Here is a 25,833-nt window from a genome sequence, read left to right as displayed (position 1 = left end):
TTGCCGGCGGGAGATGGTCTAGAACCGGCTCGATGACCGGCGGCACCGATCGAGGCCGATCGGGCGTTCGCCCGTTCCCGTGACCATGGCTTCCGATGACCCCTCCCGACCCGGAACGCCCGAGCCGCGAACATCCGGACCCGGCGCGGGCCGGTCCTGAGACCCGCGATGCCGACGAGACCCGCGCCGCAGCGCGCGAGGCCGCGGCCGCCGCGAAGGTGCTGGGCCGCCAACTCGGTGTCCTGGCGGCCGGTGCCGCGCGGGGGGCGGGCCGCCGGATCGCCGGTGCGACGCGAGCCTCCGGGCCGGCCTGGGCGGGGTTCGCGAGCCGGTTCAAGGCACGTCCGGCCGAACCCGGTCCGGCCTTTCCCGCCGCCCAGCCTCGAATGGAGAGCGCCGCCGAGCCTTCGGTGAAGACCTCCCTCGTCCTACGCCTGCGCCGCCGGCCCTGGATCGCCGCGATCCTGGCGCTCGTCCTGGTCCCCCTGGCCCTGCTCGCGGGGCTCGTCCTCTACAGCTTCGCCACCCTGCCGCCGCTGGGCGGCGTCGTGCCGGAGGCCGGCCAGCGGGCGCTGACCGTCGAGGCCGATGACGGGCGGGTCTTCGCCACGCGCGGCGCCTTCCAGGGCGAGAAGCTCACCGCCGCCGAGATGCCGCCTCACCTCGCCCAGGCCGTCATCGCCATCGAGGACCGGCGTTTCCGCTCCCACTGGGGCATCGACCCGCGCGGGATTCTGCGCGCGGTCTACCGCAACGTCGTGGGCGGCGGCGTGCGCGAGGGCGCCTCCACCATCACCCAGCAATACGTCCGGCTCACCTCCCTGACCCAGGAGAAGAGCCTGCGCCGCAAGATCCAGGAGGCGTTCCTGGCCCTGCGGGTCGAGGCGACGATGTCGAAGGACGAGATCCTGCTCGGCTACCTCAACACCGCCTATTTCGGGGCCGGCGCCTACGGCATCGATGCCGCTGCCCGGCGCTACTTCGGCAAGGGCGCCAAAGCCCTGACCCTGCCCGAGGCCGCGATGCTGGCGGGGCTCGTGCGCGCGCCCTCGCAACTCGCCCCCACGCGCAATTTCGGCGGCGCCAAGGAGCGCGCCGACGTGGTGCTGCAGACCATGGTCGAGACCGGCGCCATCACCGCCGCCGAGGCCGACAAGGCCCGCGCCCAGACCATCACCCTGCGCACGCCGCCCGAGACGCCGCCGGGCACCAACTACTTCCTCGACATGGTCTCGAACGACGCGAAGCGGCTCGCCGAGGCGCCGGGCGACGTCACCGTCCGCACGACCCTCAACCTCGATCTCCAGAGCCTCGCCGAGGGCGTCGTCGCCCGCCGCCTCGATGCCGAGGGGGCCAAGAAGAAGGCGAGCCAGGCGGCCCTCGTGGTGCTGAACAAGGAGGGGGCGATCCTCGCCATGGTGGGCGGTCGCGACTACGAGGACAGCCAGTTCAACCGCGCCACCCAGGCCAAGCGCCAGGCCGGCTCGCTGTTCAAGCTCTTCGTCTACCTCACGGCCTACGAGACCGGCTTCAACCCCGACACGGTGCTGGTCGACCGCCCGATCCAGATCGGCGATTGGGAGCCGCAGAATTCCACCGGCCGCTTCAAGGGCGCGGTGCCCCTGCGCAGCGCCTTCGCGCAGTCGATCAACACGGTGGCGGCGCAACTCGCCGACGAGGTCGGTATCCCGGCCGTGATCGCCACCGCGCGCCGGATGGGCGTCACGTCCGAACTCCCCAACGTGCCGAGCCTCGCGCTCGGCTCGGCCGAGGTGACGCTCCTGGAAATGACCCGCGCCTATGCGGGGGTGCTGGCCGGGTCGGCGCCGGTGGACGTCCACGGCGTCCATGCCATCCGGGGCGCCCAGCCGCAGCCGCTGTATCTGCGCGCCGACGCCAAGGCCGGCACCGCGCTCTCCGCCGAAAGCCGGGCGATGATGCTCGATTCGCTCCAGGCCGTGGTCGATTCCGGCACGGGCAAGGGTGCCCGCGTCCAGGGCCTTCCCGTCGGCGGAAAGACCGGCACGACGCAGGATTACCGCGACGCCTGGTTCGTCGGCATGACGCCGGACCTCATCGTGGGCATCTGGGTCGGCAACGACGACAATTCCTCCATGAACCGCGTCGGCGGCGGCGACATCCCGGCCAGCATTTTCCGCGATTTCGTGCAGCGGGCCACGGCGCAGCTGGCCAAGGGCCGCAAGCGCCCCTCGACGGCCCGGGCCGAACCGGCGCCGGCCAGGGAGGTCGCCACGAACACGGCCGCTCCGGGCGTGCGCGGCGTGCCCGACGTGATCGATACCGGCACGCTGGCCTTCCGGGGCCGGACCGTGCGCCTCCTGGGCGTGGACGGGGAGGGCGGGGCCCTGGCCCGTCAGCTCGCCCGCTACCTCCGCCGCCGCGAGGTGAGCTGCGCCCCGGCCGCCGGGGCCGAGGCGAGCACCGAGCAGCTACGCTGCCAGATCGACGGCGACGACCTCGCATCGCTCATCCTCACGGCCGGCGGGGCCCGGGCCGCCGAGGACGCGCCCGCCGATCTGCTGGCCGCCGAGGAGCAGGCCCGTTCCGAGCGGGCGGGCCTCTGGGGACGGCGGCGCTAAGGCTCCTCCGTCAGTTCGGCCAGCAGCGACGTCCGTAGGGACCGAGATGGAAGCCGGGCGGGCAGGCGCGGCCCCGGACATAGCCACCCCACTGTCCGCCCCGGCGGCAGCCGCCATAGGGCCCGCGATGGCCGTAGGGGCCGCAGCCGCCATAGACCTGGATGATCCGCGCGTCCCCGGCCCCCGTCGCGACCGCGTTGTCGAGCGGCAGGGCGCTGGCGGGCGCCGCCACCGCGAAGGCGAGGATTGTCGCGGAGAGAAATGACTTCAACATGCGTGAACTCCATCCGGTGTCTCGAACCGGGCCGGGCGGGTCGTGAACCGCTCTGCCCCACGCGCCGGCATCGTTGGTCGCCGCGGTGTGAGGACAGGTTCGCCCATGGTGTCTGCCCGCCTGTGACGGGAATGCCGCCGCATGTAACGTTGCGTGACGTTTCGTGTCGGCCTCACGGCTCCAGCGGCAGGACCAGGGTGAGGCGCGCGCCGCCGAGCCCGCCCGCGCCGGCCTCCACCGTGCCGCCATGCGCCTCCACGATCTGCCGCACGATGGCGAGGCCGAGGCCGCTGCCGCCGGTGCGGCGGTTCCGCGATCGCTTGATGCGGTAGAAGGGGCTGAACACCGCCACGCGCTCGTCCTCGGCGATGCCCGGCCCGTCGTCCTCGACGGTGGCGCGGCAGGTGCGCCCGGCCCGCGCGACCGCGACCGCGACCGCGACGGAGAACCGCCCGAACTTCACGCCGTTCTCGATCAGGTTGGCGATCACGGTTCGCGGATCAGCCCGGTCTCGTCCGGGGCCGTGTCCAGGATCTCGGCCTTCAGGGCCTCGCCCGTCACCGCCCTGAGGATCGCTGACCGCAGCGCTGGGTCGGAATCCCGCAGCAGGCTGACGATGCTCGCCGCCTGATCGACGCGGGAAAGCGCGTGGCGTAGGGCGACTGCTCCTGGCTCCGCTGCCAGCGGTCGAGGGCGACGGTGGCGAGCACCAGGATCGAGAGGGCACCCAGCAGGATCGGCATGATCCGGCCGAGCAGGCCGATCCGGCCCATCAGGAGCCAACCGCCGCCACGGGCGCGGCCAGGATGTAGCCGGCGTTTCGCACGGTCTTCAGGAGCGCGGCAACACCGCTGCCGGACGCATCGAGCCGGTGACGCAGCCGGCTCACCTGCACGTCGATGGTCCGGTCGAAGGCGTCCGCCGACCGGCCCCGCGTCCAGTCGAGGAGCTGGTCGCGCGAGAGCACCCGCTGCGGGCGCGTGACGAAGCAGTGCAGGAGGTCGTATTCCGCGCTGGTGAGCGGAACCTCGGCGCCCTCCGGTCCGGACCGCACCGTCCGCGCGGCGACGTCGATCGTGAGGTCGCCGACGCGCAGCCGCTCCGGCGCGGCCACGTCCGGCATCGGGCCGCCGCGCGCGCGGCGCAGCACGGCCCGGATGCGGGCGAGCAGGACGCGCGGGTTGAACGGCTTCGACACGTAGTCGTCGGCCCCCATCTCCAGGCCGAGCACCCGGTCGATGTCCTCGTCCTTGGCGGTCAGCATCACGATGGGCGGACCACCCGCTTCCCGCAGGCGCCGGCAGATCGACAGGCCATCCTCGCCGGGCAGCATCCAGTCGAGCACGACGAGATCGGGCGCCGGCCCCCGCGCCAGCAGCCGGTCGAGGCTCGCGCCGCCCTCGAGGCTCACGACGCGAAAGCCCTCGCCCTCCAGGTAGCCCGCGAGGAGGGCGCGGATGTCGCCGTCATCCTCGACGATCGCGATCGTGGTGTCCTCGTTCATGGCCCGACCATAGGGAGCCGCCCGGGTCCGGCAACGGGAAAGCCGCCGCTGTCACACAACGTTACATCGGCTGCGCGCCCTCCCGTCCTCCGTGGCGGCAACCCGTCGCAGCCACGCGATGCCCTTGACCTTCCCACCGTGGGAAGCCCCACATGAGGGGGCATGGACAATCGCCAGAGCCCGAACCCCGTCGTCCCCGCGCCCGGCCGCCGCCTCAGCATTCCCGTGGAGGGCCTCTCCTGCGCCTCCTGCGTCGGGCGGGTCGAGCGCGCCCTCGCGCGGGTATCCGGGGCCTCCGAGATCGCCGTCAACCTCGCGACCGGGCGGGCCGACCTGCGCCTGACCGGGGCGGATGCCGAGGCGGTCGAGGCCATCCGGCGGGCCGGCTACGCCGTACCGGAGGCCGTCACCACGGTGGGGGTGGCGGGCCTGTCCTGCGCGGCCTGCGTCGGCCGCGTCGAGCGGGCCTTGCGGTCCGTTCCGAACGTCGCGGACGCCTCCGTGAACCTCGTCACGGGGCGCGCCGAGATACGCCACCCCGAGGGGCTGGTCTCGCGGGCGGAGCTGGAGGCCGCCATCGCCAAGGCCGGGTACGAGCCGCTGACCATTGCCGAGGCGACGCCCGACACGCGCGCGGCGCGGCGCTCCGAGGAGGGCGCGCGCCTCCGCCGCGACGTGATCCGGGCGGCCGTCCTCGCGGCTCCGGTGGTGATCCTCGACATGGGCGGGCACCTCGTGCCGGGCTTCGCGCAGGCGGTCCACGGCGCGCTCGGCGGCACGGGGGCCGGGCTGCTCCAGGCCGTCCTGGCCACGCTGGTCCTCGCCGGGCCCGGCGCGCGCTTCTTCCGCCAGGGCATCCCGAACCTGCTGCGCGGGCACCCGGACATGAACCCCCTCGTGGCCCTCGGGGCCGGAGCCGCCTACCTCTATTCCCTGGTCTCGGTGCTGGCGCCCGGATCGCTGCCCCCCGGCACGGCGCATCTCTACTTCGAGGCGGCGGTCCTCATCGTCACGCTGATCCTGCTCGGGCGAACCCTGGAGGCGGGCGCCAAGGGCCGCACGGGCGCGGCGATCGCCCGCCTCGTCGGCCTCGCGCCCGCCACCGCGCGCGTGATCCGCGATGGCCGCGAGGGCGAGGTGGCGCAGGGGGCCCTGACCATCGGCGACGTGGTCCGGGTCCGGCCCGGCGAGCGCGTGGCGGCCGACGGCGTTCTGGTCTCGGGCGCGAGCTACGTCGACGAGAGCATGGTGACCGGCGAGCCGGTGCCGGTCGCCAAGGCACCCGGCGACGCGGTGGTGGGCGGCACGCTGAACACGAACGGCAGCTTCGACCTGCGGGTGACCTCCGTCGGGGCCGACACGGTGCTGGCGCGGATCGTCCGCATGGTCGAGGCGGCGCAAGGGGCCAAGCTCCCGATCCAGGCCCTGGTCGACCGCGTGACGGGCTGGTTCGTGCCCGCCGTGATCGGCGCCGCCCTCCTCACCTTCGCCGCCTGGTTCGCCCTCGGCCCGAGCCCGGCGCTCGGCTTCGCGCTCGTCAACGCCATCGCGGTGCTCATCATCGCCTGCCCCTGCGCCATGGGTCTGGCGACCCCGACCTCGATCATGGTCGGCACGGGGCGCGCGGCGGAGCGCGGCGTACTCTTCCGCAACGGCGGCGCGCTCCAGCGCCTGCGCGAGGTCCGGGTCGTCGCCCTCGACAAGACCGGCACCCTGACGGAGGGGCGACCGACGCTGACCGACCTGATCCCCATGCCCGGTCTCGACGCCGACGAGACCCTGCGCCTCGCCGCGAGCCTCGAATCGCGCTCCGAGCACCCGATCGCCCGCAGCATCGTGGCGGCGGCCGAGGCGAAGGGCCTCGCCCTCGGCGAGGTGAGCGCCTTCGAGGCCGAACCCGGCTACGGCATCGCCGGCATCGTCGACGGCCGGCGAGTGGTCGTCGGCGCGCGGCGCTTCCTCGATCGCCTCGGGATCGCGGCGGAGGGGCTCGACGTCGAGGCCGCCCGCCTCGGCGCGGAGGGACGCAGCCCGCTCCACGTCGCGCTCGACGGGCACCTCGCCGCCCTCGTGGCGGTCGCCGATCCGATCAAACCGGGCGCGGCCGAGATCGTGGCGGACCTGCGAGCGCGGGGCCTCGCGGTGGCGATGATCACCGGGGATGCGCGCGGGCCGGCCGAGGCCGTGGCCCGCCGGCTCGGCATCGCGGAGGTCTCTTCCGAGATCCTGCCCGGCGGCAAGGTTGCGGCGGTTCAGGCCCTGCGCGAACGCCACGGCCCGGTCGCCTTCGTGGGCGACGGCATCAACGACGCGCCGGCGCTCGCCGAGGCGGATGTCGGCCTCGCCATCGGCACCGGCACCGACATCGCGGTGGAGAGCGCCGACGTGGTGCTGATGTCGGGCGCGCTCGGCGGCATCGTCACCGCCATCCGGCTCTCGCGCGCGGTCATGCGCAACATCCGCCAGAACCTGTTCTGGGCCTTCGCCTACAACGTCGCGCTGATTCCGGTGGCGGCGGGCCTGCTCCACGCCTTCGGCGGGCCGCTGCTCTCGCCGGTGCTCGCGGCCGGCGCCATGGCCCTGTCGAGCGTGTTCGTACTGGCCAATGCCCTGCGCCTGCGCCGGGCCGCCGCATGAGCGGGGCGCCCGTCACCATCGGCGAGGCCGCCCGTGCCACCGGCGTCTCGGCCAAGATGATCCGCTACTACGAGGAGACCGGGCTGATCGCCCCGGCCGCGCGCACACGCAGCGGCTACCGCCTCTACGTGGCGTCCGATCTGCACGCCCTGCGCTTCGTGCGCCGGGCCCGCGACCTCGGCTTCGCGGTGGAGGACATCCGGGCGCTGCTCGCCCTCTGGCACGACCGGGCGCGGGCGAGCGCCGAGGTGCGGGCGCTGGCGCTGGCGCACGTGACCGACCTGCGCCGTCGTATCGACGCGCTGGAGGACATGGCCCGCACGCTGGAGGATCTCGCGGCCCATTGCGGCGGGGATGCCCGGCCGGACTGCCCGATCCTCGACGATCTCGCCGCCGGGCCCCCTCCGAAGCCGGCCGCGACACCGACGCGGGGGAGTCGCGCCGGCAAAGCGTCCGCGTTGCCGCTTCGGTCGCGTTGACCGCGCCCCTGGCCTCTTGTTTGCTGCTGGCCTCTTGTTTGCTGAGGAAGCGCCGTCGTAACTCCGGCGCGTCCCGTCTTGAGAGCCGTCGCCTCTCGAAAGTCGCTTCTCATGCCCGTCCTCGACCGGATCGCCGCCTTCGCGGACGAGATCGCCGCCTGGCGCCACGATCTCCACGCGAACCCCGAGCTGCAATACGACGTCCACCGCACCGCCGGCTTCGTCGCCGACAAGCTGCGGGCCTTCGGCTGCGACGCGGTCGTCACCGGGATCGGCCGGACGGGCGTGGTCGGACTCATCCGGGGCCGCGCCCACGGTTCGAACCGGGCCATCGGCCTGCGCGCCGACATGGACGCACTGCCGATCGAGGAGGTGCGCGACCTGCCCTACCGCTCGACCGTACCCGGCCGGATGCACGCCTGCGGGCATGACGGGCACACCGCGATGCTGCTCGGCGCCGCGCGCTACCTCGCCGAGACCCGCGACTTCGACGGCACGGCGGTGATGATCTTCCAGCCGGCGGAAGAGGGCGGCGGCGGCGGCGAGGCCATGGTGCGCGACGGACTGATGGAGCGTTTCGGCGTCGAGGCGGTCTACGGCATGCACAACATCCCGGGGCAGGCGCTGGGCACCTTCGCCATCCGGCCCGGCCCGATCATGGCCTCGACCGACCGCTTCACCATCACCATCGAGGGCAAAGGCGGGCACGCGGCCCAGCCGCACAACGCCATCGACAGCGTGCTGGTGGCGAGCCACGTCATCGTGGCGCTGCAATCCGTGGTGTCGCGGACGGTCGACCCCCTCGACAGCGCCGTGGTCTCGGTCTGCGCGCTGGAGGCCGGCGAGGCCTTCAACGTGTTGCCGCAATGCGTGATCCTGCGCGGCACCATGCGGGCGCTCTCGAAGCCGGTGCGGGCGATGATGCAGGCTCGGATCGCCGAGATCGTCGCCCATGTGCCGCGCGGGTTCGGGGCGACGGGGAGCATCGACTTCAACAGCGGCTATCCGGTCACCGAGAACCACCCGGCCGAGACGGATTTCATCGCGGACGTCGCCGCAAGTCTCGTCGGCGAGGCGGGCATCGACCGGTCGGTGGCCCCGATGATGGCGGCCGAGGATTTCTCCTACATGCTCGCCCATCGCCCCGGCGCCTACATCTTCCTCGGCAATGGCGACAGCGCCGGCCTGCACCACCCGGAATACGATTTCAACGACGCGGCCGCGCCCTACGGCGCCTCGCTCTGGGCGCGGGTGATCGAGGCCGGGCTGCCGATCCGGGCTTAGAGTGCCTCACAAGACTCCCGACCACCGCCGGTCCTTACTCCGGGCACGGCGGCGCAGCGAGAGTTTTGTGAGAGACACTTAGGGGCGCCGCCTCGGCGACGCCAGCGCGTCAGGCCGGGCGGTTGGCCGTCCCGCCGAGGTGGAAGACCCGGTGCGGCACGAGTTCGCCGCGCTCCACGTCGCCGACCGCCACGAGGATGCCGCCGCAGGTGGCGAAGGCCTTGCCCTCCACGGGGGCGTCGCGCCCGCGCAGGATCACGGGCTGGCCGCGCATCAGGCGCAGAGCCATGTCGCGGGAGACCGGCACCGAGGGCACCGCGTCGAGGGCGGTCTCGACCGGATGCAGGGCGGCGGCATTGCCGTCCGGTCCCGCCGCTTCCAGGGCGGCGACCTGGCAGGAATCCGCCACCGTGAAGGGGCCGACGCGGGTGCGGCGCAGGGCCGAGACGTGGCCGTGGCAACCGAGCAGGCGGCCAAGGTCGCGGGCCAGCGCCCGCACGTAGGTGCCCTTGCCGCAGGCGGCCTCGATCACGGTCCGCTCCGGGCTGTGCTCGACCACCGCGAGGTGGTCGATCTGCACGGGACGCGCCACCAGCACCACCTCCTCGCCGTCGCGGGCGAGGTCGTAGGCGCGCTCGCCCGCGATCTTGATGGCCGAGTAGCGCGGCGGCACCTGCTCGATGGCGCCGATGAAGGTCGGCAGCGCGGCCTCCACCGCCTCGCGGGTCGGGCGGGCGTCGCTGGTCGCCACCGGGCGCCCCTCGGCGTCGTCGGTGTCGGTCTCGATGCCCCAGGTCACGGTGAAGACGTAGGCCTTGCGCCCGTCCATCACGAACGGAACGGTCTTGGTCGCTTCGCCGAGAGCGATCGGCAGGATGCCGGAGGCCAGCGGGTCGAGGGTGCCGGCATGCCCGGCCTTCTTGGCGTTGAAGGCTCGCTTCACCACCGCGACCGCGTGGGTCGAGGTCATGCCCACGCCCTTGTCGAGAATGACCCAGCCGTTGACGTCGCGGCGCTTCGGCCGATCCGGGCGCGGGGCGCCGCGCGGCGGGCGACGGCCCTCGGCGGACGTGGGCCGCTCCGCCGCATTCGGCGGGACGACGCCCTCGGTACGCTCGACGGTCGGTTCGTTGATCATGGGGTCCTCGGTCAATGATCGCGGGGGCCGGGCGGCACGCGCTGCGCCGTCATCCGTCCCGTTCAGACGCTGGAATGGGGTTCCTGCCGCCGCCTCGGGCGGGAGAATCGGGGTTGCTCGGCTTCAGGCCGCGTCGGGGTCCGTGTCGGGCGCCGGTGATTCGAGGTCGCGCCGCACCTTATCAGTCCGCAGCAGGGCGTCGATCCGGTCTGCCTCGTCGAAGGTCTCGTCGCGCAGAAAGCGCAGGTCGGGCGCGAATTTGAGGTTCACCCGGCGGGCGACCTCCTGGCGCAGGGCTTTCTTGTTCCGCTCCAGGGCCGCGATCACCGGCGCCTCGTTGAGCCCACCGAGCGGCATGACGTAGGCCGTGGCGAGCTTCAGGTCCGGCGACATGCGGACCTCCGGCACCGTGATGACGTGGGCGTTGAGCACAGCGTCCTGGATGTCCCCGCGCTGGAGCACCTCGGCGATCGCGTGGCGGATCAGCTCGGCGACGCGCTGCTGGCGCTGCGAAGGTCCGGTGGGGGTCTGTCTCTGGGCCATGAAGAATTCTGATCGTCTTGTCGCCGGAACGGTTCGACACCGGCGCACCCGGTGCCGTGGACGACGCGTCGCTGGAACGGAGCATCGGTGTGCCGCCGCACGGAAGAGGCCGAACCGGCCGGAACGCCGCGGATGCCGAAGGCGCCCCTCTTAGCGCAAATACTCGTTCGGGATATAGGCCTGTTGCGCGCGTTTCGCCGTCGCGGGCGTCCGGGCCGGGTGATCGTGGATATGCGCCGTGAACATGCGGTCGATCCATTGCGCGTTTTTGAAGATGCGCTTCGAGCGCAGGAGATTGAACGGCGCGAGCTTGCGCAAGGGATGGCGCGCGTTGAACTCGGCCGCGGCCAGCAACTCGCCGTTCCAGGGATTGGCCCCGTCCATGCCGACATCGTCGAGGTAGACCGGCAGGATCGGAAGGTACTGCTCCGGGCGCCCTTCGAGCACCTTCAGGGTGTTCACGGCCGAGGAGTAATAATCCACGTCCACCGAGACGAACCCGATCGGCGCCTCGGCACCGACGCCCGCGAGGTAGGCGGGAATCGTCTCGGCGACGTCGCCGAGGATGAGCTTGCAACGGCTCGGCAGCGACCGGCGCAGGGCCTCGAAATCCATCGGGTAGTCGCCCTCCTGGAAGTATTCCGGCATATCGCGGTAATCGACGGCCGGCGGCATGCCGCTGCCCGTGTCGAAGCCCACCACCTCGATGGCGATGCCGGTCGCGGCCTCGGTGCGCGCCGCGCAGTCGCAGAGGTTGAGCAGCCCGGCCCCGGTGGCGACGCCGAATTCGAGGACCTGAATGCGGCCGAGCCCGAGCTTGCGCGCCGCGTCGGCGGCGAACAGGACGGGAAAGGCGTATTGCTGGCGCACCATCAGGTCGAAGGCGACCTTGGCCCGGTAGCTGCCGAACAGCGCGACGCCCGCCGAGATCAGGTTGAGATGCAGCGGCTCGGTCAGCCGCTCCACGAAGATCTTCTTGTATTTGCCGTCCGACAGGGCCCGCTTCAGGGCATAGGAACTCAGCATCGCGCCGCCTCGATCACGCCGTCGTGCCGGCTCTTGTGCGTGCCGGCTCCCATGCCGCCAGGTTAGCCGGAGCGGCCTCCGCGCGGAGGAGGCGGCACGGCCGGTCCCCAGGCAATCTGTCGGACGCGGTTAAGGGGCGAAGGCTCCGAAAAACGCGAACGGGGCCGCGATGGATTCGCGACCCCGTTTCCGTTCGTGGTGAAGGCCGGACGCTCAGAGCGTGCGGCGGATCTCCTCGACCCGGTAGCACTCGATGGTGTCACCGGCCCGCATATCCTGGAAGTTCTCGAAGGACATGCCGCACTCGTAGCCGGCGGTGACTTCCTTCGCGTCGTCCTTCAGGCGCTTCAGCTGGGCGAGCTTGCCCTCGTGGATGACCACGCTGTCGCGGATGAGGCGAACATGGGCGCCGCGCTGGACCACGCCGTCGAGAATGCGACAACCGGCGATCTTGCCGACCTTCGACACGTCGAAGATCTGCAGGATCTGGGCCTCGCCCAGGCGCTCCTCGCGGAGCGTCGGCGGCAGCATGCCCGAGAGGGTCGACTTAATGTCATCCACGAGGTCGTAGATGATGTTGTAGTAGCGGATCTCGACACCGTTCCGTTCGGCCAATTCGCGCGCTTCCTTGTGGGCCCGCACGTTGAAGCCGATGACGACGGCCTTGGAGGCCTCCGCCAGGGTGATGTCCGATTCGGTGATGCCGCCGACGCCCGCGAGCAGGATGCGCGCCGACACCTCGTCGTTGCCGAGCTTCTCCAGCGCACCGTTGATGGCCTCGACCGAACCTTGCACGTCGCCCTTGACGACGAGCGCGAGTTCCTTGCGGCCGGCGCCCTCCTTGAGGTCGCGCATCATGTCGACGAGCGAGCGGTTGGCGCCACCGGTGCGGGCGGCAATGCGCTCGCGCTTCTGGCGGGCACGATACTCGGTGACCTCGCGGGCACGGGCCTCGTTCGGAACCACCGCGACGCGGTCGCCCGCATCCGGCGTGCCGTTGAAGCCGAGCACCTCCACGGGGACCGAGGGACCCGCGTAGGGGACGTTCTCGCCCTTGTCGTCGATGAGGGCGCGGACGCGGCCCCACTCGGCGCCGGCGACCACGATGTCGCCGGTGAACAGGGTGCCGCGCTGCACGAGCACGGTGGCGACGGGGCCGCGACCGCGATCGAGCTTGGCCTCGATGACCGTGCCCTCGCCGTCACGCGCCTCGTTGGCGCGCAGGTTCAGGATCTCGGCCTGGAGCTGGAGACCTTCGAGAAGGTCCGGCAGACCGTCGCCGGTCTTGGCCGAGACCTCGAATTCGAGGGTTTCGCCGCCCATCGACTCCACCTGGATGTCGTGCTGCAGAAGCTCGGTGCGCACCCGCTGCGGGTTCGCGTCGGGCTTGTCGATCTTGTTGATCGCCACGATGAGCGGCACGCCGGCCGCCTTGGCGTGGGAGATCGCCTCGACCGTCTGGGGCATGACGCCGTCATCGGCGGCCACCACAAGCACGACGACGTCCGTCACCTTGGCGCCACGGGCGCGCATGGAGGTGAAGGCCGCGTGGCCGGGAGTGTCGATGAAGGTGACCATTTCCCCCGAGGGCGTCGACACCTGATAGGCGCCGATGTGCTGGGTGATGCCGCCGGCCTCGCCCGAGACCACGTTGGCCTTGCGGATCGCGTCGAGCAGCGAGGTCTTGCCGTGGTCGACGTGGCCCATGATCGTGACGACCGGGGGACGCGGATCGAGATCCTCCTCCAGGTCCGGCTCGTCGTTGAACAGGCCCTCTTCCACGTCCGATTCCGCGACGCGGCGCACGGTGTGGCCGAGTTCCTCGGCGATGAGCTGCGCGGAGTCCGAATCGATCACATCGGTGATCTTGTGGATCTGACCCTGCTTCATCAGCAGGCGGATCACGTCCACGGCCCGCTCCGACATGCGGTTGGCGAGTTCCTGGATGGTGATCGTCTCGGGAATCGTCACCTCGCGGGAGAGCTTTTCCTTCTGCTCCACCTGCCGGTTGCCGCTCATGCGCTGCTGTCGGCGGCGGAATGAGGCGACGGAGCGCGTGCGCTCGTCCTCGCCCGACGTGGCGGTGGCGATGGTGAGACGGCCGCGATTCCGGTCGCCGCCCGGCTGCTTCGGGGTCTTGGGCGGCGTGATGATCTTCAGCGGCATGCCGGGGCGGCGGATCACGCGCTTCTGCTCGTTCTCCTCCTCGGCGGCCTGCGGCCGGCCGGCCGTACGGGCCGGCGTCGCGCCACCGGCGGGACGCGCGGCAGTGGCCGCCGTCGGTGCCGTGGGCTCGGGCTCGGGCGCCGGAGCGGGCCGGGCCATGAAGTTCAGGTCGCGCGGCTTGCGCACGTCGGCCGTGATGGTCTTGCGCGGCTCGGCGGGGGTCGGGCGAGCGGTCAGCGGCGGACGGGCCGCCGGGGTGGCCGGACGCGCAGGCGCCGCCGGACGGGCGGCCGGAGCGGGACGCTCGGCCACCGGGGCCGCAGCGGCGGGTGCCGGGGGGGCGGCGCGCACGATGGTCGGGGCTGCCGGCATCGGAGCGGTCTTCGACACGGTCGGCGTGGGCGCCGGCGTGCCTTCGGTGGCGCTGGCAGCCTTGGCGGCTTCCTGGGCCGCGGCCTCGGACGCGCGGCGCGCCTCCTCGGCGGCGAGGCGATCCTCTTCCTCCTTGCGGCGGCGGGCGTCCTCCTCGCGCTTCTTGGCCTCGACGGCCTCACGCTCGCGCTGCTCGGCGGCGAGGCGCTCGCGCTCGGCGGCGGCCTCGGCTTCCACGCGCTTCTGGGCCTCGGCCTCGCGGCGCTTGGCGTCGGCGAGCGCGGCCGCGCGGGCATTGCTCTCCTGCTCGCTGAGCGTACGCAGCACGACGCCGTTGGCGGAACGCTGAGCTTGGCGCGGCGCGGCGGGCGGCGGGGGCGGTGCCACGCGCGTCGCGGGAGCGACCGGTGTCGTCTCGCGCGCGGGTGCGGCCGGCGCCGCGCCGATGACGCGGCGCTTCACCGTCTCGACCACGACCTGCTTGGAGCGGCCATGGGAGAAGCTCTGACGCACCGTTCCCTGCTCGATCGGGCGCTTCAAGGACAGCGGCTTCGAAGGGGGTCTCGCCTGCGTCTTGTCGCCCGGATTGTTCGTATCGCTCATTCAGTCCAAACCCTGAGGGTTTCCATCGTCCCGTGAACCGGCAAACTGCTGTGCGCCGGGTAAATCCGTCATCTCAGTCGTCGTGCAGATCGAAGGCGGCCTGCCCATCGCGGACGGGACCGGCCTCCTCGGCCGTCGTCGCCAATCCCTCGAAGGAGCGGAGCCGACGCCAACGCGCAAGGCAGCCGGAAGCTCCGACTCCTGCGACGAGAGCCGCATGTATCACATGATCCCGACCCAAGGCCATGTCCAATTCGGTGTTGGACAGGTCATCGATGACGGGAATGCACGATATGGCACTGCCATGCCGCCTGTGCAATGCCGCGACGATCTTGCGCCGTCCGTCGGCGGAGCCGTCGGAGGCCTGGATCACCGCCGCGACACCGGCCTTGTCGCCGATGGCCGATTCGACCTTGGCGAACCCCGCCACCACGCATCCGGCCTTATTGGCCAGCGACAGGGATTGGCGCAGATCCGCCCGCAGGCCTTCCGCGACCCGGTCGGCGAGGTCCGCCGGGGCGGCGGCCTCCTTGGTCTTGAAGGCGCGCTGGAAGGCGCGGCGCTTCACCGCCTCGTTCAGCACGGCGCGGGTCGGCGTGAGCCAGGCCCCGCGGCCGGGCAGGCGCGCCCGGAGGTCCGGCACCACGGCGCCGTCCGGGCCGAGAACGAAGCGGATCATCCCGCCGGGGGCTTGCGAGACGCGGGTGACGAGGCATGTGCGCAGCGCATTGGCCCGGCCGCGCCCGAGGCCGGAATCGAGCAGGGTGCTCGGGTCCGGCTCGGCCGCCTCTGGGTTCGGGTCTGCGGTCTCGCCCGTCATGCGGCGCTGGAGGCTTTCGTCTGGGGACATCACGTCCCCGCGATCCTTCGAATCGCGGGGGTCGGGGAGGGGGCTCAGGCGGTGGCGGTCTCGTCCTCGGCCGCCTCGGGCTCCGGCTCGGCCGGGGCCTCGATCCAGCCCGCATGGACGCGGGCGGCCATGACCATGGCCTCGGCCTCGGCGCGCGAGACCTCGAAGCCGTCGAGATAGCCCGCGTGGCGCTTGGCCTCGGGGCCGCGCCCCTCGGTGTAGCCGACGAGATCGTCGGTGGCGCAGCCGGCCAGATCCTCGATGGTCTTCACCTCGTTCTCGCCCAGCGCCACCAGCATCGGGGTGGTGATGCCGTCGATCTCACGCAGTTCGTCCTGCACGCCGAGTTCCTGGCGCTTGGCATCGAATTCCGATTCGACGCGGGCGAGGTGGTCCTGGGCGCGGGCCTGGATCTCGGTGCCGCTCTCCTCGTCGAGGCCCTGGATGTTGGCGAGTTCGCCGGGCTCGACATAGGCGATCTCCTCGACGTTGCGGAAGCCTTCCGCCGCGAGGAGCTGGCCCACGGTCTCGTCCACGTCGAGGGCTTCCATGAAGATGGCGGTGCGCTCGGCGAATTCCTTCTGGCGGCGCTCCGATTCCTCGGCTTCCGTCAGGATGTCGATGTCCCAGCCCGTGAGCTGGGAGGCGAGGCGCACGTTCTGGCCCCGGCGGCCGATGGCGAGCGAGAGCTGGTCGTCCGGCACCACCACCTCGATGCGGTCGGCCTCCTCGTCGAGCACCACCTTGACGACTTCCGCCGGCTGGAGCGCGTTGACGATGAAGGTGGCCTGATCCTCGGACCAGGGGATGATGTCGATCTTCTCGCCCTGGAGTTCGCCGACCACCGCCTGGACGCGCGAACCGCGCATGCCCACGCAGGCACCGACCGGATCGATCGAGCCGTCGCGCGAGATCACCGCGATCTTGGCGCGCGAGCCCGGATCGCGGGCCACTGCCTTCACCTCGACGATGCCGTCGTAGATCTCCGGCACTTCCTGGCCGAAGAGCTTGGCCATGAATTGCGGGTGCGAGCGCGAGAGGAAGATCTGCGGCCCGCGCACTTCGCGGCGCACGTCGAACAGGTAGGAGCGGATGCGGTCGCCGGGGCGGAAGGTCTCGCGCGGGATCATCTCGTCGCGGCGCACGATGCCCTCGCCGCGCCCGAGATCGACGATGACGTTGCCGTACTCGACGCGCTTCACGAGGCCGTTCACGACCTCGCCGATACGGTCCTTGTACTCGTCGAACTGGCGGTCGCGCTCGGCGTCGCGCACCTTCTGCACGATCACCTGCTTGGCCGACTGGGCGGCGACGCGGCCGAAATCGAAGGGCGGCAGGGTGTCGGAGATCACGTCGCCGACCAACGCCCCGGGGTTGTAGCGCCGGGCCTGCTCCAGGGTGACCTCGCGGGCGTCGTTTTCGACCTCGTCCACCACCACGAGATGGCGCGACAGGCGAAGCGCCCCGGTCTTGGGGTCGATCTCGGCGTGCACGTCGGTCTCGGCGCCGTAGCGCGAGCGCGCGGCCTTGGCGATGGCCTCCTCCATCGCGTCGATGACGATGGAGCGGTCGATCACCTTCTCGCGGGCAACCGCTTCGGCGATCTGCAGGAGTTCGAGCCTGTTGGCGCTGACGACGGCCATCGGTTTTCGTCCTTCTCTTCGTCGTAAGGTGTTCGCATCCGGGCCCCGAACCGCTGCGCGATGTTCGGGACTCCGACGAAATCAGTGCAGCTTGCCGTCTTCCTTCACCCGCACCGCCTTGGTGCGGACGGGCTTGGCCTTGTTCTTCGCCTTGATGGCGAGGCTCTCCTCGGTCTCGACCTTCACGGGCTTCGGCCGCTGCGAGGCCTTGGGCTTGAGGGGCCGCGAGACCTTCTTCTTGAGCGGGGCCGGCGCCGGCTCGGCCTCGATCTCCGGATCGTCCTCGTCCGGCGCATCGTCCCCGTCGTCGAGGCTCGGGGGACCGCCGCGGCGCAGCGATTCGCGCACCAGCTCGTCGGTGAGCACGAGATAGGCGTCGCCGAGGTCCCGCAGCGGCAGGTCGATGCGGCTTGGCAGGCCCTCCTTCACGTCGGGCAGGTCGATCGGCACGGTGAGCCCGTCCGGGTTCGGCGCGCCGATGAGGCCCCGGAAGCGCTTGCGGCCGTCCATCGGCACGGCCAGCTCGACCTTGGCCTCGTAGCCGGCCCAGCGCGCGAAATCGACGGCCCGCACCAGCGGCCGGTCGATGCCCGGCGAGGAGACCTCGAGGTAGTAGGCCTTGCCCACGGGATCGTCGAGGTCGAGGAGCGGGGAGATCGCCCGGCTCACCGCCTCGCAATCGTCCACCGTCATGGTGCCGTCCGGCCGCTCGGCCATGATCTGCACCGTGCAGCCGTTGGCGCTCGACACCTTCACCCGGACCACGCGATAGCCGAGCCCGAGAATCGAGGCCTCGATGACCTGCACCACCCGCGCGGCAACACCCGTCTCGGTGATGAGGCGCTTTTCGAGAATGTCGCTGTGGGGATTGTCCGCCATGCTGCGCTTGAAGTCCGGCCTTGTCCGAGGCGATCCGGCGCGGGCGACGTTGCGGCAATAAAAAAGAGCGGACCCGGTGGGGCCCACTCCCGAACCGCAGTCTCACAACTGCAACCAGAACTGATGCTCTGTAATTAGGCGGGTTCGCGCCGGTTTTCAAGCGGTTTTCAAGGAGCGATGCATCGTTATCCTCCCCCGGACGCGATGAAGCCCGTCCGCATCCGGAGCCCAGTCATGCCTCACGATCCCCGCTTCGGCCCCGATCCGGACGCGCTCCACCCCCTGCCGGACCACCCGCGCGTCACCTTCCTCCGCAACCTCGCCCTGCCGCCGAACGTCGAGGTCGGCGCCTACACCTATTACGACGATCCCGCCGGACCGGGGGCCTTCCTCGACAACATCCTCTACCACTTCGCCTTCCTGGGCGACCGCCTGCGCATCGGCCGCTTCTGCGCCCTCGCGGCGGGCACGCGCTTCCTCATGAACGGCGGCAACCATCGCCTCGACGCGCCCTCCACCTATCCGTTCTCGATCTTCGGCGGGGCCTGGGCGGGACGCTTCCCGGAAGAGGCCACGTTTCCGAACCGGGGCGACACGGTGATCGGCAACGACGTCTGGCTCGGGTACGACAGCACCATCCTGCCCGGCGTCACGGTGGGCGACGGCGCCGTCGAGGCGGCCAAATCCGTCGTGACCCGCGACGTGCCGCCCTACGCCATCGTCGCCGGGAACCCGGCCACCCTCGTGCGCAGGCGGGTGCCGCCGGAGGTGGCCGCGCGGTTGCAGGCCCTGGCGTGGTGGGAGTGGGACATTGCGCGGATCACGCGGTGCCTGCCGGCGATCAGCGGTGGGGATGTGGCGGCGTTGGAGGCCGAGGCGTGGTGAGGCATGACTGGCTCTGTGCTCCGGCCCTCATGGCTCCGGCCCTCATGCGGCGCGCAGGAGATTCAGGAAGCGATCGACCTCGGCACTGAGGTTCGCCGATTGTCGCGAGAGGTCTGAGGCGGAAGCGAGCACCTGAGAGGCCGCCACCCCTGTCGCTTCAGCGGCGCTCGCCACGCCCGCGACGGTGCCCGTGACCTCGCCGGTGCCTGCCGCCGCCTGGGCGACATTGTGAGCGATCTCCTGCGTGGCGGCACCCTGTGCCTCGACGGAGGCGGCCACCGCGTCGGACACTTCGCTGATCTCCTCGATGCGCGCCACCACCGTGCCGATCGCGGCCGTCGCCTGGCCCGTTGAGGCCTGGATCCGGGCGATCTGATCTGCAATCTCAGCGGTGGCCTGTGTGGTCTGGTTGGCCAGATCCTTGACCTCGGCCGCCACCACCGCGAAGCCGCGTCCGGACTCGCCGGCCCTGGCCGCCTCGATCGTCGCGTTGAGTGCCAGGAGGTTGGTCCGCCCGGCGATGTCGCTGATGAGGTGTGTCACGTCACCGATCCGCGCCACGACGCCGTTGAGATCCTGCATGAGGGCGACGGTGTGTCCCGCATCGTTCGCTGCCGCCCGGGCCAAAGTCGCCGAACCGTCCACCTGCCGCCCGATGTCCTGCACCGAGACGTCGAGTTCTTCGGCGGCGGCGGCGACGGCGTTGACGTTGGCGGTCGCCTCCTCTGCGGCCGCGGCCGCCGTGGCGGAGCGACGGGCCGTGTCCACGGCCATGCCCGACATGCCCTCGGCGGTGGTTTGCAGCGCGACGGCGGCGCTCGCGACGATGCCGATGATGCCGCCGACAGCCGTCTCGAAGCGGTCCGCCATCGCCCGGAGGGCGTCCTTTCGCTCGGCTTCGCTCCGCGCGCGTCCGCTTGCTTGCGCCTGGGTGAGTTCGCCGTTCTCCGCCATCTTGTCGCGGAAGGTCGCAAAGGCGCGGGCGATGGCACCGATCTCGTCGCGGCGGCGGGCATGCGCGACGTGGACGGTCAGGTCCCCGTCGGCCAGCCGTTCCATCGCCCGCGCCATGGTGGTGAGAGGGCCCGAGAGGCGCTGTCCGACCCACCAGGACAGGGCGCCCGCGCACAAGATGCTGAGCGCGAGTAAGCACCAGGTGAGCCGGGCGTACCAATCGCTCGCGACAGCACTCTCGGCGCGCGCCTGAGCGTCTTCTGCCTGGGACATCTCGACCACTTGCGCGAGGATCGGCTCGATCCGGCCGTAGATCGAGGTCAGGTCGTCGGATTCTTCCCTGAGAGTCGAGGCGCCGGCCGCGTAGGCCAGGAAGCGACTCTCATAGGTGCCGACCAGGGCCTTGAGTTCTGCCTTGATGGTGTCGGCGAGGGGGGCGGCGGCGAGGGCGGTCTCGAATTCCGTCACGCGCTCGCGCAGAGCGTCGCTATATCGGTCTTCCCCACGCAGGATGAAATCCTTCTCGTGCCGGCGCATCATCAGCATCGGCACGGTGAGGCTCGGTTGGTCGAATCGGGAGAGCCGTTCCTCCACGGCGTGGACCGCCGCCCGCAGGTTCCCTTGCAAGCCTTCCTTCTCGGTGAAGCCGAGGGTGCGCCGGGCAGCCACGACGTTCTGGAACCGCACCGCGTAGAGGTTCAGGCCGACCCGGATGGTCTCGGCCCTGCGCAGAGGATCGTCAGCCGCCCGCGTCGCGACGCGTTCCTCGACCGCCGCGAGGTTCTCTTCGGCGCGGGCGATCTGGTCCTGACGCTGCGCGATCAGGGCTTCGCGGCTCTGCAGTAGAAACTCGGTCTCGATCTGATGCGCCGCGAGCAGGTGGTGGCGGAATTCGGCGAGTCGCGTCCGTAATTCCCGGCTCTGATCGACGATCGCTTGAAAGTGTCCCTGCGCGTGCGATCCGAACGCCGAGATCAGACCGAGGGCTAGCACGCCCCCGATGCCGAGTGCCGCGATCTGCACGCGTAAGCTGGGGCGGAAAGAGCGCAGGCGCATGGGAAATCCGTCTCGGTAATGTCTGTATTGATAAAAAATAATCGTGAAAGCCAAATTAATAGCTTTTTCTATAGAAAAATGTTTATTATAAAAATCTATCCAATAGATGTGGGAATGATTAGTGTGCAGATTTATGAGGGTTTGATGCCTTTCGTTTCAGGCAGGACGGATTCGCTCTCGATTCTGGGAACTATTGCGTTGCTTCATCTGTCTCGAGGATGCCTTCCGGTCATGCGAAGGAATCGGAAGTACTGAATGATCGCTGTTAAGCCGGCTCCGAAACTTTTCTCGTCTACGGCACCGGAACGTGACGGGTGCACAGACGTGTCGCCGCTTCAATCGTCGCTCCAACCTCGATGGCGGAGGGTGTGAAGCTCGAGCGCGACAGGACTTATACCAACCCTCATTGATGGGGACTCACGGGGTAGCATCGGGAGCTGAGTGGTGATTCTGTCTTCGGGTTTGGAGCCTGAGGAGGATGTCGTGTCTGCTCCTGTGCTGCTGCGGCGGGACTTCGACGCCGAGGGCCTGCGCGCTCTGGCCAAGGCCGCGCGCGATCCTGCCCAGACCCGGCGCCTGCTGGCTTTGTCGGCGATCTACGCGGGCGGCTCACGCTCGGCCGCTGCCGCGCTCGGCGGGGTCGGGCTGCAGACGGTGCGGGACTGGGTGGTGGCGTTCAACGCGCACGGTCCGGACGGGCTGATCGGCGGCAAGGCCCCTGGCGCCCGCCCGCGCCATCACGCTCAAGCCCCGGACGCGATCCCCGCTTTTAAAAAGCCTTCCCCGCCCGCATGGCGGAGATCGCGCGGGCCGTCGGCGGCAAGCCGATAGAGGTCTGGTTCGCCGACGAGGCTCGCGTCGGCCAGAAGAACACGATCACCCGGCGCTGGACCAAGCGCGGCACGCGCCCCTCAGCCCCGAAGGACCAGCGCGCCGCCTTCGCCTACATCTTCGGAGCCATCTGCCCGGCACGGGGAACGGGCGCCGGTCTCGTCATGCCCCGCTGCACCACCGAGGCGATGGCCCTGCACCTCGAAGAGATCGCCCAGGCCGTCGCCCCTGGTGCGCACGCCGTTCTGCTGCTCGATCGGGCCGGGTGGCACACGACGAAGAACCTCGCGGTGCCCGCCAACATCACCCTGCTGCCGTTGCCGGCCCGTTCCCCCGAACTCAACCCGGTCGAGAACCTCTGGCAGTTCATGCGCGACAACTGGCTCGGCAATCGAACCTTCACATCCTACGCCGACATCCTCGACCACTGCTGCCACGCCTGGAACACCCTTATCAACCGACCCGGGCGCATCATGTCGATCGGACTCCGCGAATGGGCCTATGAGTTCTGATCAATGAGGATTGGTATCAGACCGCTTGAGCCCGCTTCGGCAGCTTGCGGTTCGCCAGCATCTCGGAGATCTGCACGGTGTGTTTCCGGCGCGTCCTCGTCGACAGCCTGCGTTGCGGAACCCGCCCCTGATACGGCTGCGTTGGGGGGCTGCATCGATGTGCGGGATGGCGCGTTCGGCGAAGCGCTCGGTCAATATCTCAATCTCGACCGTTGTCGCGACGATTGAGTTTCAATAACATCGCATAATATCTAGTTTCGTTGTCTATAGAGTATAAAAAAATGGCAGAAAAACTATAGATCTTCTTCGATAGGAAATGGTGTAGTGGTTCGAAGGGCGCCGATTTGCTCTCTGCGACATTCTCTGCATCCCAGTTGTGAAGCAGGTCCGCAAGCGCGCGCCGATCATCGGCCATCAGCGGCTTGCCTATCTGACAGATGCGGTCGTAACGCGGCTGGAAATAGGGATCCTCGAAGAGAAGCCTTCCTCGTAATAGGCTTCGATGCCGGTCCAGATGACCCTGGCATCGTCGAGATTGCCGAGCGCATCGGTCAGGACCAGGATCTTGGCTGTCATGCCGCCCTTGGAACGGCCGATGGCTTGGCTCGAAGTTCCCCCTTTAACGCTTTGACCGTGACGGTGGACCTTCATGATGGTGGCATCCACCATCGCATACCCCATGTCCGGCTCGTCCGAGACGGCCTCAAACAGGCGGGCGAACACGCCGGCGGCGACCCAATTGCAAAAGCGCGTGTCGATCGAGTTCTACGGACCGAACCTCGGCGGCAGATCCCGCCACGGGCTTCCAGTCCAAATGATCCCGAGAACCGCCCCGACGAACGGCGGATTGTCGGCCCCACTTCGACCGGGGCCGCCGAGCTTGCCCAGACACTGGGGTTCTATCTTCGCCCATTGGGGCATCGTCAGAATGAAGCGATTCCATCCCAACCTTGAATCACAGGCGCGTCCAAGCCGAAATCCTAAAGCCCAACAAGCCTTGATCAACACCCTCCAGCGGAAACGCATTCCGCTGCCAGTACGGTTCCAAAGGGCTCCCGACGAGGTTTTCCGCCTCCCATTGCGCCAGGAGGGCACAAAGCGCCGCGCGATTCCCAGAACGCAGCGGCTGGTCCAGCGCCCGAAGGCGCTCGTAACGTCGCTGTTCCGGCAGGGTTTCCGCAGGTTGCTCCCAGACACGGTGAGCTCTCAACGGAGCAAAGAGCTCCTGCGCCCTTTCGATTTCGCCGAGTGCAAGGAAGGCACCCAGATGCCAGTAATGATCCAGGTAACCGCTTCGCTGCGGGTCACCCCGCTGGAATTCAAGACATCTGCGCGTCGTGTCCAGGGACCGGAGCAGAGGCAACGCGTCCGCCTCGACGCGATCGATGAAATCTTCGTAGATCGTCGGATCGGACCAGCGCCAGCCCCATCCACCCGGAAAGTGCTTGGATCGGCCAATTCGATCGCCGCAACGTCCCAGGCTGAACCACGATGGCGTTCCGGGCATGAAGAATCCGACGACATGCCAACTAATAGCGCACGAATCCGGGTTGGAGGTTCGATCGATGAAGATCAACCGCCCGACGTGATTGATCGGAGTCAGCCACAGCGTGTTCTTTCCGGCATCCACGAGATCCGGATTCCGGGCAAGAAGCGGCGCCGTCAGGCCTTTGACCTGTCGAACGGTTGTCATAGGCACGTATGGCTCAATTGACCACACGCCCTAGACGAAGTCTTCGATTGGAAGCGGTTCGCGAGTCCAGAAAGCCGCATGCCGACTGCCGACCGCATTCTCGGTGATCCAGACCCGAAGGAGATTCATCAGCGCGGCTCGATCGTCAGCCAACAACGGAGGGCCGAGTTGCCGATAACGGTCGTAGGTTTTCTGGTCTCGTCGGCACTCGAAAATGTGGCCCGCTTCATAAAACGCTCCATTTTCCAACCAGATTGCGCGGGCATCATCGAGATTCCCGAGAGCAATCTCCGTCATCAGGTGCCAGGTCCAGCCGTAACGACCCCGCGACCCAGGATGGGATCGAGCGAATTCCAAGCGTTTCCGATCGGTGTCCAATGGTTCCAGAATGGGGATGACATCTCGTTCGCAGCGAACGACGAAATCGTCGGCCATCGCTGAATCGCTCCAGAGCCATCCATCGCGCCGTGCTTCCGTGCGAAAGATGAAGCTGCTGCATCGACCGAAGGCGCCCCCGTCGTAGCCCTCTGGGAGAAAACATTCCGTCAGGTGCCAGCGGAGTTGGAACCGATCCGGATCGCTGGATCGATCGATGATGATTTCTCTCACCACATTGCCTGTCGGTGGGAACCAGATCGAATACGAACCGACAAGGGCAAGGCCTGGATTGCGCGCCAGCAACGGAGCGGCGAGAGCTTTGATTTGACGCTTCGTGGTCATGTTTCCGGTCTCACCTGCACCAGAACGAATCCATCTGCGGAGGGGTGATATTTCTTTGCTGCATTGTAAAGTTCCAAGGCACGAGGCGCACTGAGGCCCTCATTTCCGACTTTGAAGTCATAGACGCAGACCATGTTTTCTGGGGTGAGTTCAAAAACATCAAGCCGAACTGAATATTTATTGCCGTAATTAACTTCAACGCCGGATCTATCTAAAGAAAATTCAACACGAAAATTTGGATCAGGCGGCTTGGAAAAGAATTGAGCGATCCGATAGTGAACCAGAGTGCCGAGTTCTTTTCCTTTTAGATCTGGAAATTCTGCTTTCACTTCCGCGGTGATACGATTGGTGACCTGAAGGATTTCTCCGAAGCGCGGGCAAGCTCTCGCAAATTCATCAGATCTGAGATCCTTGATGATTGGAGTTGGTATCTCCGACTTGCTCTTTGGATCTATCTCATAGCTTCGGGCAGTCATTCCCAGGGCCGGCCCAAAGCCTCGATGACGGGCAGCCAGCACCGTAAAGAGCAGCGCCACCGCTTCGAACGTCGCGTTGGCCGCCGCAGCGGCGGCCGCGCCGATCAGCGGCGCGGCCGGCAGGAACGCCGGCTGGACCGTCGCTTCCGCGGCGATCCCCGATGACGAGAACGTCGTCCGCGACAGAACCTCGCCCGAATGCCCGTCGCGAATCGTCTGGGTCTCACCCGAATTTTCGAAGATTCGACTTTCGCCCTCGGGTGTGACGACCTTGTGCTGTTCCTCCCAATCGCTGCGTCCGGACCGAACCCGGAGGGTGAGAACCTCGCCGCCATCCAGGAGGGTGCGTTGCGGGGCCTCCGATCCCGGTTCGGCCGCGTCGAGGGAGGCCCAGCGCCCGCTCCTATGCGGCAGCTGGTCGATCAGGGGACCGCCTGAATCGCCGCCCTGCGACACCCAGCGCCCGCCGTCGCTCTGTCCCGCGGGTGCCCGGGGCTGATCGCTGCTGTATTTCCGGCTCAAGGATCGACGCAGGCGGATCAGCTTTGTCTCGGTACGCAGCACCGCGAGGAGGAGGCGCAGATTGCGCGCCTCGGCGGCCTTACCCGGTTGTACCCAACGCTGCATCTCGGACATCGCGATCGCCTATGTTCACTGTATGTCCCATAAATGGATAGGCGATAATCGGATAATATTCAAGGAAAATAG

Annotated in this window: 21 protein-coding genes and 1 pseudogene; 6 read left to right on the top strand and 16 right to left on the bottom strand. The window is 69.0% G+C overall.

From position 1 onward, the window contains the following. Window positions 1–95: 95 nt before the first annotated feature. Window positions 96–2,600 (top strand): PBP1A family penicillin-binding protein, encoded by a 2,505-nt coding sequence (locus MKK54_RS20620; protein ID WP_244013731.1) that lies wholly within the window; start codon window positions 96–98, stop codon window positions 2,598–2,600. A 10-nt stretch (window positions 2,601–2,610) separates the two neighbouring features. On the opposite strand, the gene MKK54_RS20615 is transcribed toward MKK54_RS20620, so the two are convergent. The 4 genes from MKK54_RS20615 to MKK54_RS20600 all read right to left on the bottom strand — a co-directional run bounded on the left by MKK54_RS20615 (window position 2,611) and on the right by MKK54_RS20600 (window position 4,378). Further along, window positions 2,611–2,874, bottom strand: coding sequence for a GCG_CRPN prefix-to-repeats domain-containing protein (locus tag MKK54_RS20615; protein ID WP_244013729.1), 264 nt, complete (start codon window positions 2,872–2,874; stop codon window positions 2,611–2,613). A gap of 172 nt (window positions 2,875–3,046) precedes the next feature. Then, entirely contained in the window at window positions 3,047–3,364 is a 318-nt protein-coding gene (locus tag MKK54_RS20610; RefSeq protein WP_244013727.1) for a sensor histidine kinase, read from the bottom strand. Between the two features lie 67 nt (window positions 3,365–3,431). Then, on the bottom strand, window positions 3,432–3,647 hold the full coding sequence (locus MKK54_RS20605) for a hypothetical protein (protein WP_244013725.1): 216 nt from the start codon (window positions 3,645–3,647) through the stop codon (window positions 3,432–3,434). Next, window positions 3,647–4,378 (bottom strand): response regulator, encoded by a 732-nt coding sequence (locus MKK54_RS20600; protein WP_244013723.1) that lies wholly within the window; start codon window positions 4,376–4,378, stop codon window positions 3,647–3,649. The genes MKK54_RS20605 and MKK54_RS20600 overlap by 1 nt, the downstream gene beginning before the upstream one ends. A gap of 162 nt (window positions 4,379–4,540) precedes the next feature. Here MKK54_RS20600 and MKK54_RS20595 point away from each other — a divergent pair, with 162 nt between their 5' ends. From MKK54_RS20595 to MKK54_RS20585, 3 genes are all read left to right on the top strand, one after another. Then, the gene (locus tag MKK54_RS20595) at window positions 4,541–7,015 is read left to right on the top strand and encodes a heavy metal translocating P-type ATPase (protein WP_244013721.1); all 2,475 of its coding nucleotides are present in this window, start codon (window positions 4,541–4,543) and stop codon (window positions 7,013–7,015) included. Next, window positions 7,012–7,494, top strand: a complete 483-nt coding sequence (cueR, locus tag MKK54_RS20590; protein ID WP_244013719.1) for a Cu(I)-responsive transcriptional regulator — start codon at window positions 7,012–7,014, stop codon at window positions 7,492–7,494. The genes MKK54_RS20595 and cueR overlap by 4 nt, the downstream gene beginning before the upstream one ends. A gap of 111 nt (window positions 7,495–7,605) precedes the next feature. Further along, window positions 7,606–8,778, top strand: coding sequence for a M20 aminoacylase family protein (locus MKK54_RS20585; protein ID WP_244013717.1), 1,173 nt, complete (start codon window positions 7,606–7,608; stop codon window positions 8,776–8,778). Between the two features lie 109 nt (window positions 8,779–8,887). Here the strand turns inward: MKK54_RS20585 and truB are convergent, their stop codons facing one another. The 7 genes from truB to rimP all read right to left on the bottom strand — a co-directional run bounded on the left by truB (window position 8,888) and on the right by rimP (window position 17,998). Continuing rightward, on the bottom strand, window positions 8,888–9,916 hold the full coding sequence (gene truB, locus MKK54_RS20580) for a tRNA pseudouridine(55) synthase TruB (RefSeq protein ID WP_244013715.1): 1,029 nt from the start codon (window positions 9,914–9,916) through the stop codon (window positions 8,888–8,890). A gap of 123 nt (window positions 9,917–10,039) precedes the next feature. Continuing rightward, window positions 10,040–10,459, bottom strand: coding sequence for a 30S ribosome-binding factor RbfA (rbfA, locus tag MKK54_RS20575; protein ID WP_244013713.1), 420 nt, complete (start codon window positions 10,457–10,459; stop codon window positions 10,040–10,042). A 150-nt stretch (window positions 10,460–10,609) separates the two neighbouring features. After that, window positions 10,610–11,485, bottom strand: a complete 876-nt coding sequence (locus MKK54_RS20570; RefSeq protein WP_244013711.1) for a hypothetical protein — start codon at window positions 11,483–11,485, stop codon at window positions 10,610–10,612. Window positions 11,486–11,698: 213 nt separating this feature from the next. Continuing rightward, the gene (infB, locus tag MKK54_RS20565) at window positions 11,699–14,626 is read right to left on the bottom strand and encodes a translation initiation factor IF-2 (RefSeq protein WP_244013709.1); all 2,928 of its coding nucleotides are present in this window, start codon (window positions 14,624–14,626) and stop codon (window positions 11,699–11,701) included. A 73-nt stretch (window positions 14,627–14,699) separates the two neighbouring features. Next, window positions 14,700–15,446, bottom strand: a complete 747-nt coding sequence (locus MKK54_RS20560; protein ID WP_244014604.1) for an RNA-binding protein — start codon at window positions 15,444–15,446, stop codon at window positions 14,700–14,702. Window positions 15,447–15,520: 74 nt separating this feature from the next. Beyond that, on the bottom strand, window positions 15,521–17,119 hold the full coding sequence (gene nusA, locus MKK54_RS20555; RefSeq protein ID WP_244013706.1) for a transcription termination factor NusA: 1,599 nt from the start codon (window positions 17,117–17,119) through the stop codon (window positions 15,521–15,523). 81 nt (window positions 17,120–17,200) lie between these two features. Then, window positions 17,201–17,998 (bottom strand): ribosome maturation factor RimP, encoded by a 798-nt coding sequence (gene rimP, locus MKK54_RS20550; protein ID WP_244013704.1) that lies wholly within the window; start codon window positions 17,996–17,998, stop codon window positions 17,201–17,203. A 234-nt stretch (window positions 17,999–18,232) separates the two neighbouring features. Between rimP and MKK54_RS20545 the strand changes: the two genes are divergently transcribed. Beyond that, window positions 18,233–18,883, top strand: coding sequence for a CatB-related O-acetyltransferase (locus MKK54_RS20545; protein WP_244013702.1), 651 nt, complete (start codon window positions 18,233–18,235; stop codon window positions 18,881–18,883). Window positions 18,884–18,925: 42 nt separating this feature from the next. Here MKK54_RS20545 and MKK54_RS20540 read toward each other — a convergent pair whose 3' ends face one another. Continuing rightward, window positions 18,926–20,893 (bottom strand): methyl-accepting chemotaxis protein, encoded by a 1,968-nt coding sequence (locus tag MKK54_RS20540; RefSeq protein WP_244013700.1) that lies wholly within the window; start codon window positions 20,891–20,893, stop codon window positions 18,926–18,928. A gap of 444 nt (window positions 20,894–21,337) precedes the next feature. On the opposite strand from MKK54_RS20540, the pseudogene MKK54_RS20535 reads away from it, so the two are divergent. Beyond that, window positions 21,338–22,236 (top strand): annotated as a pseudogene (locus tag MKK54_RS20535) (IS630 family transposase). A gap of 426 nt (window positions 22,237–22,662) precedes the next feature. On the opposite strand, the gene MKK54_RS20530 reads toward MKK54_RS20535, so the two are convergent. The 4 genes from MKK54_RS20530 to MKK54_RS20515 form a co-directional block, all read right to left on the bottom strand. Beyond that, window positions 22,663–22,959, bottom strand: a complete 297-nt coding sequence (locus tag MKK54_RS20530; RefSeq protein WP_244013697.1) for a hypothetical protein — start codon at window positions 22,957–22,959, stop codon at window positions 22,663–22,665. Window positions 22,960–23,191: 232 nt separating this feature from the next. Then, window positions 23,192–23,929: a hypothetical protein gene (locus MKK54_RS20525; protein WP_244013695.1), complete on the bottom strand. Its 738-nt coding sequence runs from the start codon at window positions 23,927–23,929 to the stop codon at window positions 23,192–23,194. Window positions 23,930–23,959: 30 nt separating this feature from the next. Continuing rightward, window positions 23,960–24,649, bottom strand: coding sequence for a hypothetical protein (locus tag MKK54_RS20520; protein WP_244013693.1), 690 nt, complete (start codon window positions 24,647–24,649; stop codon window positions 23,960–23,962). Further along, window positions 24,646–25,761, bottom strand: a complete 1,116-nt coding sequence (locus MKK54_RS20515; RefSeq protein WP_244013691.1) for a hypothetical protein — start codon at window positions 25,759–25,761, stop codon at window positions 24,646–24,648. Before MKK54_RS20515 ends, MKK54_RS20520 begins: the two co-directional genes overlap by 4 nt. Between the last annotated feature and the right edge of the window lie 72 nt (window positions 25,762–25,833).

It is taken from the genome of Methylobacterium sp. J-068 (assembly GCF_022829445.1).
In the GTDB taxonomy this organism is placed as follows: domain Bacteria; phylum Pseudomonadota; class Alphaproteobacteria; order Rhizobiales; family Beijerinckiaceae; genus Methylobacterium.
The sequence above is the reverse complement of the archived record's forward strand: the minus strand, read 5'-3'. Positions and strand labels throughout refer to the sequence as shown.